This is a genomic window from Sulfurimonas sediminis (assembly GCF_014905115.1).
GTDB lineage: Bacteria > Campylobacterota > Campylobacteria > Campylobacterales > Sulfurimonadaceae > Sulfurimonas > Sulfurimonas sediminis.
In genome coordinates this window covers 1827273-1838817 of sequence record NZ_CP041235.1, presented here as the reverse complement: position 1 = coordinate 1838817, position 11545 = coordinate 1827273, and the positions used below count along the sequence as shown (strand labels likewise).

Sequence of the window (11545 nt, the reverse complement as noted above, 5' to 3'; positions counted from 1 at the left end):
CAGAAAACCTATTTCAGGTTTTCAAATGGCGCAGTTACAACTTGCTTACGGCTTACAGTATAAGGAACTAAAGCTGCTGCACGAGCACGTTTGATTACTACAGTAATCATATCTTGGTGACGTTTACAGTTTCCTGTTAAACGACGTGGCATAATTTTGTATCTTTCTGATAATGAAAAACGTAAACTTGCTACTTCTTTGTAATCCATGAAGTCAACTTTTGCTTCACAGTATTTACAATATCTTTTTTTGTATTTTCTTTTTTCTGACATGGTATACCCTTTGTATCTATTTTTTTCTAAAACGGAATTTCATCTTCATCTATATCAATTTCAGGAATAGAGTTGCTACTTGGCATTTCACGACTCTGGGACGCTGCTTGATTGTTATTGTAACTATTTTGCTGCTGTGGTGCCTGGTAACTTTGCTGCTGTTGTTGCGCAGGCGGCTGTTGATACCCTTGCGGTTCTCCCTGAGCTGGTGCGTTATATCCACTGTTTTGTGCCGGTGCATTATAACCGCCACCTTGGTTGTCACCTTTGGAATCAAGCATTTGCATAGTTTCTACAATAACAGAATGTTTCGATCTTTTTTGTCCATTTTGGTCAACCCACTGTTCAAAGTTTAATCTTCCCTCGACAAGAATCTTACTTCCTTTTCTGAGGTATTGGTTTGCAACTTCGGCACTTCTTCCAAAGAATGTGATATCTACAAAACAGACTTCCTCTTTCTTTTCTCCATTACTGGTGAATTTACGGCTTGTAGCAATTGCAGTCTTTGCAATTCCCATTCCCCCTTGAGAGTATCTAAGCTCGATATCGCGTGTCAAGTTACCAACTAAAATTATTTTATTGAACATAAGTTTTCCTTCATTTTATAGCGAATGCTATTACTCAGCTGCTGCTTCTGTTGCCGGAGCTTCTGTTGCTTCTTCTGCTTTTGGAGCTTCTTCTGCTTTTGGAGCTTCTTCTGCTTTTGGAGCTTCTTCTGCTTGTGCTTCAGCTACAGGAGTCTCAGTTGCAGGAGCTTCTTCTGCTTTTGGAGCTTCAGATGCTTTGTTTGCTTTTTTTACGAGTTCATTCCATGCTTTTATTTCACGGTTTGAATCATATTTGATCGTTATAAATCTTAAAAGGTCTTCGTTGATACGGAAACGTCTTTCAATTTCAGCGATTGCAGCAGGTGCTACTGAGTAGTAGATTACATAGTAGTAACCACGTTCGTTTTTTTCAATTGGGTATGCTAATTTTCTCATTCCCATAGCGTTTGTCGCTGCAATTTCTCCACCGTTTGAAGTAATAACTTCTTCAACTGCTTTGACGCTGGCCTGGATTTCTTCTGCAGTAAAAGTAGGTTTTACGATTACTAGGTTTTCGTAGTGTCTCATATAGTATGATCTCCTCTTGGTATTGCCTAATTCTAGGCTTTTGTTTCCCTTTCGGATCTGAATATAGTGTCAATTCTGACATTACAAAGAGAAAGGAACCCGAAATTATACATAAGTTTTGCTTAAAAAAAGCACATATGCTTTTTAGGCACTGACTAATTAGAACAGAAATTGCTTAAAAAGATAAAATTCATAAAGAAGGATTTTATCATGGCAGTAAAAGAGAGTGAAAGAAAATACAGACCATATAAACGATTAACACAAGAGCAGATAGAACTTATATATAAACTCTTTGAAGAGAAGATGGAACAAAGGAAGATAGCAAGAGCACTAGGAGTGCACTTACGTACAGTACAATTAGGTAAATCCCACGAAAAATAAAACAAATCTTAATCAATATAGTTTGATTCAATCAATTGAACACTAAAATCATCACGATAAAGAGCATTTCTTTTAATATCTGCCATTGTAGTTTTACCGGTTAGGAGTACCTTTTTATCTTTGTTCTCATTTAAAAACAACTGATAAAGATTAACAGTAAAACTTCTAAGAATAGCTATAGAGAAAGGCTCTTTATATGCTATATGGTCATCTTCTTCAGTAAGCATATCTAAGTGATAGTGATATGTTTCCACTCTCCAATGTTGCAGTATCTTTTGAAGAAACTCTTTTGCAGTTGTTTTAAAGTTAGCCATTAAATATTGAGTTGAAATTGTAACTTCACCAGTCTGTGCATTTGTTAATGTTTTCGTCACTTTAATGAGTGATTGAATATTTTGAAAGTTCTCATGATACATAACTAAATCAGCACTTTTATTTTGAAAAACTTCTACTTTTCGAGAGACTCTTTTGTTGTTTTCAGTTAAATAGCTATCTTCATCATCAACTCTATCTGTAGGCTGATTAAACTCTTCTATGGTCTTTATAGCTTTCTCTTTGAGGTGTTTCTGGTTATCTTTGAGTTTTGCTATATATCTGTTACCTTGCTCATCAATAGTGTTGAGAATCTCTGATTGAGTAAGCAGTGCATCAAAGGAAAATATCTGTCCTTCATTGCTAAAAATATTATCGTTTAAAACCTCTTTGAGTGCAGTAATTTCGCTACTCTTATTTTTATCTAAAAACTTGTGAGCAAACACTATTTTTATATCTTTATCCAAGATATTTAGTATTGCTTTATGTCTTTCCTGTGTGTATTGACCATTCACGTCGCTACCTCTCAGCCACTTCCCGTCAATAGCAATATTTTCTTGTGCAATGAATGGAAAAAAGAACTCTCTAAATACTTTTTCCAAAGCATTATTATCTGTGTTTATCAATAAACGATGATATGTTGATTTGGAAGGAATCGTTATCTCTTCTTTATCAAAAATCTCTTTGAGTATTGCATTGTCTTTGTTATATATCATCCATGAAAATATATCCTTAAAAGTTGTATTTCCTTTGATAAGTGCAAAAAGTGTCATGAAAAGAACTTCGTGCAATGGATATTCTATCTTCCCTGTATCTACTCTATAGTCTGGGATACTTTTTAGCGATTCAAGTAAGGCTTTTGTGCGTGTTAATTTGATGGTAAACTCCTTGTTTTAGGAGTCTAAGCAATATTTCTTCCAGTTCTTTTGAATCTATTGATTAAGATTTATTTTATTTTTCGTGGGATTTACCTACAGTACAATACCATTTAAAAAAAACTCAACGAATATAAAGATCTTTATATCGACTTTGCGAACAGAATCAAATCGGCACCTGTAGTCTTTACATACATGATAATGGATGAACTGTATACATTCATAGGTAAAAAGGCAAAAAGATACTATTTATGGGCATCTATAGCTGTTACACAACATGGAAAATATTTCTATTTTTATCATCTCTCAAGATATAAAAATGCAGGAGCACTTTTTGAGTTTAATCAACAACTCCCGTCTACAGATAAAATATACTGTGACGGTTGTTTCTCCTATGATAAGATTTATGGATCTAAAGCAAGTATGGAGAAATCCAAAATAACCAATGTGATTGAAAACCTTAATTCTCAGATAAGAGATAAAATCTCTTATCTTGTTAGAAGAACAAAAGCCCATGCCAGAAGTTATGAGTGGCTTGATAATAGACTTGCCTGGTTCTTTGTTAATAAAAATATTGGTAAATAAGGTTATTTAGTCAGTACCGCTTTTTATGACAAACTGCAATAAAATTAAGATTTTTATTTTTTTAGGATATAGTTTCAGTAAATTTAAGTTTAAGATGAAGAGTAGATGGCAAAAAGAAAAAAAAGAACACGAAGAACGAAGAAAAAAACCGGTTCTTCTTTATTAAAATATACAGCATGGTTTTTAGCACTGATAGCCCTTGTTTTAATATCTTTAATTACAGGGTATTATTTTGGGGCGAATGATGGAAAAACGCATAAAAAAGAAAAGCTGACCACAAAGCACAAGTCAGTACAAACAATTCCAAAAGCACCGGCTGTAAGTGTCAACAAAAGACTGCAGGAGGTCCTGAAAAAAGAGACAAAAACATATGTTTCTGCCGCACATGAAATAGATAATGAAACCCTGGCAAATCCTCCAAAGCAAAAACCGAAAAAAGTGCAGGTTTATACATCCAAACCGAAATTGGCCATCATCATAGATGATATGCAGACCGCATCACAGGTAAGAGCCGTAAAACGTTTGCATCTCAATGTTACGATGTCTTTTCTGCCACCACGTGCAGCTAGGCCCGACTCTGCGAAACTTGCAGCACATGAAAAGTTTTATATGGTGCACTTACCGATGGAAGCAATGCACTTTAATGCTGAGGAACCGCATACTCTTCGCATACATGATTCTCAGCAAAAAATTTCCGCAAAAATAAAAGATATCAAAAAACTGTTTCCAAAAGTCGCCTATATCAACAATCACACCGGCAGCAAATTTACCTCAAATGAAATTGCCATGAACAGACTGGTTTTTGCTTTAAACGCAAACCACATACGCTTTATAGACAGCAGAACAACAGCAAAAACAATGGCACCCAAAGTGTTGAAAAATTTCGGACTCAAATATGTTGCACGCGATGTTTTTTTGGATCATCACATGGACAAGCCCTATATTTTAAAACAGATAAAAAAAGCCATTGCAGTTGCAAAGGCACATGGCAGTGCCATTGCGATAGGCCATCCACATAAAAATACACTGCAGGCACTCTCTGAATCAAAGGCTTTGTTCAAAGATGTTGAGTTAGTGCAGATAAATAAAATATATTGACTTTGCAATGCAGCAAATAGATTTTCATATACCCGAACTTGATGCTATGAAGCACTATCCTGAGAAACTTTTTTACAAAGGAAACAGTGGATTATTACATAAAAAGAAAATTGCAATTGTAGGAAGCAGAAAACCAAATCAATATGCAAGAGAACTGACACACCGACTTTCTCACAAACTTTCTTTAGCGGGTGTCTGCATAGTTAGCGGCGGTGCTTTGGGCGTTGATGCCATTGCACATAAGGCTGCCGGTGCAAAAAACACCATTATGGTTGCAGCAACAGGGCTAGACAAGCGCTACCCTGCAATCAATAAAAATATTATTGCAGATATTGAGACAAAGGGTTTGGTGCTCAGTCAGTTTGAAGAAGGGACTCCTTCTCATAAGTATCATTTTCCTTTGCGCAATGAAGTAGTCGTTGCTTTGGGAGATGTCCTTGTAGTGACTTATGCAGATTTTAACTCAGGAACAATGCGCAGCGTTGAGTATGCTTTGAAAATGGGAAAAGAAGTATATGTATTAGCACACCGGATAGGAGAGAGTGAAGCGACAAATGAGTTACTTGCAAAAGGAGAGGCAAAAGCTATCTATAATGTCGATGCTTTTGTTGCGCAGTTTGCAGGCTTTACATGTAAAGAAGTGGCTTTGGATGAGTTTTTGTACTATTGTCAAAGTAATCCAACATATGAGGACGCTTTACAAAAATATCCGACCAAAATTTTTGAAGCAGAACTAGCAGGAACAATTGTTATAAAAAACGCAAGAGTTTTTCCCACTTCTTAATTGAAGGGCAGCTTAATAACTTATTGAGAGATAAAGGGTTATGTCAAAAGTATTATCTTTGGACAAATACTTGTTTTTCTTATAAATAACATAAGGGGGTTTTGTGGTTGTTTCATATTCATTTTGTGGTAACCACTCATGATACACCCAATGAATAAATTTCAAAAAGTCTCCGGATTCTCCCTGCAGGTCAAATTTTGCGTACACGCCTCCTGAAATTTTAAAGTTTGGCAGTCTGTCATTTACGCTAATATCTGGATCCTCATTTACGATGCAAGCAACATACTGGCACTCATCAAGCGGTGTAATCGCCGGATTGTCATGCAGGAGTGCAATCTCTTTGTAATTGGTGAGATTGTTGCTAAATACCCATGTTTGGAGTTTTTGCCAAGTCTGTTTTATGCTGTCGTTATAGCCTCTGTGTCTGATATAGTATGCTGAAAGTTCAGGCATCTTAACAATTTCAGGTGTAATGGTATGAAACTGTGCCTTTGATTTTGTGGCTATGAGAGACTGCTTGAGGATTTTGCTTGAATACTTTTTGTAGCCCCCTTTTCGCCACTCTTTGGGTGTCATGGCAAAGCGGATTTTAAAAGCGCGTATAAAAGAAGTCTGCGAAGAATATCCACAGGAGTTTGCAACTTCGGATATGGTGGAGTATTTGTTGGTTAAGAGCAGATTGGAAGCTTTTTGCAGGCGTATGGATTTTATACTTTCATATATATTTCGGTTGAATATCTCTTTAAAAATCTTATGCATGTAAAATTTGTTGATTTTCAGGTTTTGGGCAAGTTCATCCATATTGATATCTGTATCTATATTGGTATAGATGTAATACATAATATAATTGGAAATTTTTATCTTTTTTTCTAAAGTTGTTTTCTTCATAATGCTTATTATAGCAAAATTAGAAAATAAAAATCACAAAAATAGATAACTTTAATGCCAATTAAAGTATAGAGATAAATTTTTTAAAACTTTATAATACTGCAGTTTAAAATATTGGAGAATCACATGAAGCAAAAAATATCTAAAATATTGATCGCAAACAGAGGCGAAATAGCGCTGAGAATTATTCGTGCGTGTAAAGAGTTGGAAATAAAAACAGTTGTTGTATTTTCAGAGGTTGATGTGGAGGGTGTCTGGGTTGCCAAGGCAGATGAATGCTACCCTATAATGGGGAATCCTATTGAAGCATATTTGAACTATGAAAGAATAATTTCAATGGCAAAAAAAGCAAACTGTGACGCCATACACCCCGGATACGGATTTTTATCTGAAAGTGCTGAATTTGCCAGAGCCTGTGAAGAGAACGGTCTCATTTTCATAGGTCCCAAGCCGGAGCATATTGAACTCTTTGGTGATAAAATGGCTTCCAAAGTTGCTATGAAAAAAATCGGTGTTCCGGTTTTAGAAGGGACTGATACACCGGTTGTAGATGTCAAAGAGGGTGAAAAAATTGCCAAAGAAATAGGATTTCCTGTAATCATCAAAGCTGCATTCGGCGGTGGCGGTAGAGGAATGAGGATTGTCAAACAGGCAAAAGAATTTTCTAAAATGTTTGAATCTGCTACAAATGAAGCGGTGAAATATTTTGGCAAAGGCGATGTTTTTATTGAAAAATATGTTGAAAACCCTCGTCATATTGAAGTGCAGATTGTTGCCGACAAATACGGAAATATTGTGCATTTGGGAGAGAGAGACTGCTCGATTCAGCGTCGCCATCAAAAAGTTATTGAAATTGCACCGTCGCCACTCCTTAATGATGCTGTTCGAAAAGAGCTTTACAGAGTTTCCATCAAAGCAATGTTCAGACTGGGTTATGAAAGTGTCGGAACAGTAGAATTTTTGGTTGATGAGCAGGATAATATTTATTTTATAGAAATGAACACCAGGGTTCAGGTGGAACATCCTGTCACTGAAACGATTACAGGTGTGGATATTATACAAAGAATGATAGAGATTGCCGGTGGGGACAAGTTAAAATTTTTACAAGAAGAGATAAAATTTCGAGGCTATTCCATTGAATTTAGAATCAATTCTGAAGATCCGCAAAACAACTTTATGCCAACTGCCGGTACGGTTACAAAATATCTGACACCAGGAGGACCAGGCGTGCGTCTTGATACCAGTCTATATGCAGGCTATGAACTGCCTACATGTTATGACTCTATGCTTGGAAAACTCATAGTCTGGTCTCTGGACTGGGAGGGTGCTGTCAAAAAAGCCAAAAGAGCACTGGACGAGTTCTATATTGAAGGATTCAAAACAAATATAGTCCTGCACAGAGAAATTGTACGGGATGATGAGTTTAGAGCAGGAAAATTTAATACAGGTTATTTGGATTCCAAAATGGAAAAATTCAATCTTGGTGCAGTCTCTTTGCTTGCTGATGAAGAGAAGAAAGTCTCTTTTTTAAGCAGTATTATCAAAAAAATCAAAGAGAATAATTTAATTACAAGAAGCTAAAAACAGCGGTGCTTAGAGAATAAGCATCGCATCCCCGTACGAATAAAATCTATATTTTTCTTTTATCGCTTCAGCGTAAAGCTGATGTGTTTTATCGAGTCCGACAAAAGATGCAACCAGCATAAGCAGTGTTGATTTTGGCAGATGAAAATTTGTCAAAAGATGGTTGACACGCAAGGGTTTGTTGTTTGGATGCAAAAACAGATTTGCTTCACCCCTCGTTTGTTCTTTATGCCTTGCATAAAATTCTATAGTTCTTGTCGATGTTGTTCCTACACTCAAGAGAGGAATATCAGAATCCAAAATCTCTTTTGCTTCTTGGGAAATATCATAATACTCCGAATGCATAGGATGGTTTGTTATCACTTCAGCTTCCACCGGTTTAAAAGTACCGCTGCCTACATGTAAAGTAATATAGGCATGCTTATGTTTTTTACAAATCCTTTTATGCTGCTCGGATGTAAAATGCAGCGAAGCAGTAGGTGCAGCTACGGCTCCTTCTTGCGAAGCAAATACGCTTTGGTATTCATCAGCATCTTTATCCTCATCCGGTCTTTGAATGTAGGGAGGAAGAGGGATATGCCCTATTTTGTCTATGACAGGAAGCAAGTCTTCAAACCGTAACAGTATGTTGTTTTGGTAAAAGTTTACTTCACGACTGCCGTCATCATTTAATTGTTTCACTTTTGCCATCAGACTCTCATCAAAAAATATTTCTGTGTCTATCTTCACTTTTCCTCGAATATATACATTGATATTGTGTGCAGTAATGGCTCTGTTTATGAGAAGTTCTACTTTTCCGCCACTCTGTTTTTTTCCAAAAAGTCTTGCTTTTATAACCTTTGTATCATTAAAAATGAGAGCACACTCCGCAGAAAGAAAGTTTTCAAGATTATAAAAAAAGGTGTGTGTAATTGTGTCAGTGGCTCTGTCGTAGACTAAAAGTTTTGCATGGTCACGGGGAGAAGCAGGATAGTTTGCTATAAGTTCATCGGGAAGAGTGAAGTCATAGCTTGCAGTGAGTAACTCCTGGTTACTCATCTTTATCCTTTTTATCTGTAAGCTCATCATACTCGTCATGATGTTTAACGCTTAAACTGCTTTCATCTTCTTCCTCTTCATCATCCTCTTCTTCTTCTTCGAGAGGTGGAGCAGGGTTTACCATTTTCACTATCAAAATAGAAAGCAGATAGAGTATCACAAGCGGACCGGCCATAAGCAGTTGTGTCAATACATCCGGTGGCGTCAGCAGGGCTGCAACTATAAAAATAATAATGATTGCATATTTGAAAAATGCTGTCATCTGTCTGTCATCAACAAGTCCAAGAAGAGCTAAAAAGTAGGCAAACACAGGCAGTTCAAAAGCAAGACCAAACCCAAACATGATTTTTGTAAAAAATCCGACATAATCCTCGATGTTAATAAGCGGAGTAAATTTAAATGAACCAAAGGTAATGAGGAAGTCAAATCCAAAAGGTGTCACAATATAGTAGGCAAAAAGAACACCCACAAGAAACATAACTGTACCACCAACTATAAAAGGAATGATCATCTTTTTTTCGTGTGCATAGAGTCCAGGCGCGATAAAAAGCCAGATTTGGGAAAGTATAATAGGTAAAGCACCTACAATCGCTGCAAAAAATGAAACTTTTAATGCGACAAAGAATGCGCCGCCAACCTGTGATGTGGTAATCATACCGTTTGCCGCATTGACAGAGACTTTTCCGACTTCTGTCAGAGCGTCATTGAGTGGTTGTACCATCCATGTAAGTATAGGTTCATGGAAGTAAAACATGACAAAAAACATAACTATTAAACTTGCTGCTGAAATAGCCAGCCTTTTTCGGAGTTCTACAAGGTGTGGTCTTAATTCATCAAACATTTTTAGTATCTTCTTTTTTCTTTTTCTTGAAAGTTACTTCCTGCGGTTCTTTGGGTGTTTCTTTTGTTTTCTCATCATCTTCTAAAATATCATCTGTGAGGCTTGTAAGTTTTGCACCGGCCTGTGCAGGAATATCTGTAACTTTGTTCAGGCTTTCGCTGGCATTCAGAAGTTCTTGTTTGTAGGCAAGTGCTTCTTGTTTTATCTGACTTAAATTCATCTCTTCTTCAAGAGAATCTTTTACTGTGCCTATTGTGTTTTTAACATTTCTAAAAAATTTAGCAATTTCGACCATTGTACTAGGTAGTTTGTCCGGACCTAGAAATAAAATAGCGACAACTGCTATGAGTAGCATCTCTGTAAAACCCATACCAAACATATTCAGCCTTCATAGTTTATTGATAGTGAGATTTTATCCAAAGAATCATTAAAAAATCTTCAAGAGGTCAAAAAGAGCGCAATTTCATCTGCCAAAAGATAGTCTTCATTGTAAAAAGTATTGTTTTTTAACTTTATTTTATGTTCATGCAACAGAATTTCCGCTTTTTTTCTCTCTTGTGTATTTAATATATCCTGATCTATTCCGATGACACAGCGCAGCCCTAAAAATATCTGTTCAAGTCTTTTGTCTTCTAATGTGAGCGTCTCTTGTCTGATTGACAAGGGATCGCTGATATATGCTTCTATATCAGTTAAGGGGTAAAACCTTGTAAGTCCAAGTTTGCCGACAGCTCCGACCCCGGCCCCGATATAGTCTTTATATTGCCAGTAGCCTAGATTATGAAGAGATTGGTAGCTTCCAAAATTACTGATTTCATACTGTGAAAACCCATGGTCTTGAATCTCTTTAAAGAGCCATTTTGTAAGAGAAAGCTGTTCGTTTGACATGTGTGGACGATTTTCAAATGCAGTTCCCTCTTCAATCATTAAGGCATAAGCACTGATGTGGTTGATTGGCAGAGACAGAGCCGTTTGAATATCCTTTGCAAGCAGTTCTTTTGTATCACCCAAGGTAGCATAAATCAAATCAAGTGAGATGTTTTCAAATCCAACAGCAGCGGCATTGTGAACAGCATCTACAGACATTTGTGGAGTATGTGCCCTGTTTAAAATTTTAAGTTTTTTTTTGTCAAAGCTTTGTGTTCCGAAGCTGATACGATTAACTCCGAGATTATACATGCCCTCAAGCCACTCTTTTGTTGCAGAGTTGGGATTTGCTTCACTGGTTATTTCTGCGTTTTTCATAAGATAGGGATTAAGCAGGTCAAAAATTTCTTCATAAAGCTGCGGGACGACGGTTGAAGGTGTACCGCCTCCTATAAAAACAGTCTCTATGGTCTCTTTTTTTGCTTGAAATCTTTTGAGTTCATACTGCAGCTGTTTTTTAAGTGCATACATGTAGTTCTCTTTGAAATGAAACTTGTCAACATAAGAGTTAAAAGCACAGTAAGAACATTTAGAATCGCAAAAAGGAATATGAATATAAACTAACATAGTGAAATTATAGCCGGATAAACTTATTTTAATTGCTATTGCTGTATAATCGCGATAATAGACTTCTTACATAACTCCTATATGTTTCAGCATTTTATAGAGAGTTTTAATCAAGGCAGATGTTCTCAAGCGTAGCTATAGCTACGGTTGGGGTTGTCTAACGCAGAGTAAAGCTCTCTATAAAGTGTCCTGTGGAAGGATAAAGAAGCAGCAATCTTGCACAATCTTATCACTTCTTTATCCTCTGAGGCATACAGGAGTTATGTAAGAAGTCTAAT

Annotated in this window: 14 protein-coding genes; 5 read left to right on the top strand and 9 right to left on the bottom strand. The window is 36.5% G+C overall.

Annotation, left to right across the window (positions count from 1 at the left end):
* Positions 1-8: 8 nt before the first annotated feature.
* Genes rpsR through rpsF form a run of 3 tightly spaced genes read right to left on the bottom strand, consistent with a single transcriptional unit; the run spans position 9 to position 1387 of the window.
* Positions 9-272: a 30S ribosomal protein S18 gene (gene rpsR / locus FJR45_RS09875; RefSeq protein WP_151899741.1), complete on the bottom strand. Its 264-nt coding sequence runs from the start codon at positions 270-272 to the stop codon at positions 9-11.
* Between the two features lie 26 nt (positions 273-298).
* Positions 299-859, bottom strand: a complete 561-nt coding sequence (locus tag FJR45_RS09870; protein WP_193150377.1) for a single-stranded DNA-binding protein — start codon at positions 857-859, stop codon at positions 299-301.
* A 30-nt stretch (positions 860-889) separates the two neighbouring features.
* Positions 890-1387 (bottom strand): 30S ribosomal protein S6, encoded by a 498-nt coding sequence (rpsF, locus tag FJR45_RS09865; RefSeq protein WP_193150376.1) that lies wholly within the window; start codon positions 1385-1387, stop codon positions 890-892.
* Between the two features lie 210 nt (positions 1388-1597).
* On the opposite strand from rpsF, the gene FJR45_RS09860 reads away from it, so the two are divergent.
* Positions 1598-1768, top strand: a complete 171-nt coding sequence (locus tag FJR45_RS09860) for a helix-turn-helix domain-containing protein (RefSeq protein WP_193150375.1) — start codon at positions 1598-1600, stop codon at positions 1766-1768.
* A gap of 8 nt (positions 1769-1776) precedes the next feature.
* Here FJR45_RS09860 and FJR45_RS09855 read toward each other — a convergent pair whose 3' ends face one another.
* Positions 1777-2958 (bottom strand): ISAs1 family transposase, encoded by a 1182-nt coding sequence (locus tag FJR45_RS09855; RefSeq protein WP_226966519.1) that lies wholly within the window; start codon positions 2956-2958, stop codon positions 1777-1779.
* Between the two features lie 198 nt (positions 2959-3156).
* On the opposite strand from FJR45_RS09855, the gene FJR45_RS09850 reads away from it, so the two are divergent.
* The 3 genes from FJR45_RS09850 (at position 3157) to FJR45_RS09840 (ending at position 5422) form a co-directional block, all read left to right on the top strand.
* Positions 3157-3540, top strand: coding sequence for an IS1 family transposase (locus FJR45_RS09850; RefSeq protein ID WP_193150374.1), 384 nt, complete (start codon positions 3157-3159; stop codon positions 3538-3540).
* A 105-nt stretch (positions 3541-3645) separates the two neighbouring features.
* Entirely contained in the window at positions 3646-4638 is a 993-nt protein-coding gene (locus FJR45_RS09845) for a divergent polysaccharide deacetylase family protein (protein WP_193150373.1), read from the top strand.
* Positions 4639-4645: 7 nt separating this feature from the next.
* A complete protein-coding gene (locus tag FJR45_RS09840; RefSeq protein WP_193150372.1) occupies positions 4646-5422 on the top strand; it encodes a DNA-processing protein DprA in 777 nt (258 codons plus the stop codon).
* Positions 5423-5434: 12 nt separating this feature from the next.
* On the opposite strand, the gene FJR45_RS09835 is transcribed toward FJR45_RS09840, so the two are convergent.
* Positions 5435-6310 carry an AraC family transcriptional regulator gene (locus FJR45_RS09835; RefSeq protein WP_193150371.1) on the bottom strand — a complete coding sequence of 292 codons (876 nt, stop codon included), beginning with the start codon at positions 6308-6310 and terminating at the stop codon, positions 5435-5437.
* Between the two features lie 126 nt (positions 6311-6436).
* Between FJR45_RS09835 and FJR45_RS09830 the strand changes: the two genes are divergently transcribed.
* Positions 6437-7891 (top strand): acetyl-CoA carboxylase biotin carboxylase subunit, encoded by a 1455-nt coding sequence (locus FJR45_RS09830; protein WP_193150370.1) that lies wholly within the window; start codon positions 6437-6439, stop codon positions 7889-7891.
* A gap of 12 nt (positions 7892-7903) precedes the next feature.
* Here FJR45_RS09830 and queA read toward each other — a convergent pair whose 3' ends face one another.
* From queA to hemW, 4 genes are read right to left on the bottom strand one after another with little or no spacing between them, the layout of a single operon-like run.
* Positions 7904-8932, bottom strand: a complete 1029-nt coding sequence (gene queA / locus FJR45_RS09825; protein ID WP_193150369.1) for a tRNA preQ1(34) S-adenosylmethionine ribosyltransferase-isomerase QueA — start codon at positions 8930-8932, stop codon at positions 7904-7906.
* Positions 8925-9773, bottom strand: coding sequence for a twin-arginine translocase subunit TatC (gene tatC / locus FJR45_RS09820; RefSeq protein WP_193150368.1), 849 nt, complete (start codon positions 9771-9773; stop codon positions 8925-8927). Before tatC ends, queA begins: the two co-directional genes overlap by 8 nt.
* A complete protein-coding gene (gene tatB, locus FJR45_RS09815; RefSeq protein WP_193150367.1) occupies positions 9766-10152 on the bottom strand; it encodes a Sec-independent protein translocase protein TatB in 387 nt (128 codons plus the stop codon). Before tatB ends, tatC begins: the two co-directional genes overlap by 8 nt.
* Before the next feature lie 59 nt (positions 10153-10211).
* On the bottom strand, positions 10212-11267 hold the full coding sequence (gene hemW, locus FJR45_RS09810; RefSeq protein WP_193150366.1) for a radical SAM family heme chaperone HemW: 1056 nt from the start codon (positions 11265-11267) through the stop codon (positions 10212-10214).
* Positions 11268-11545: the final 278 nt, after the last annotated feature.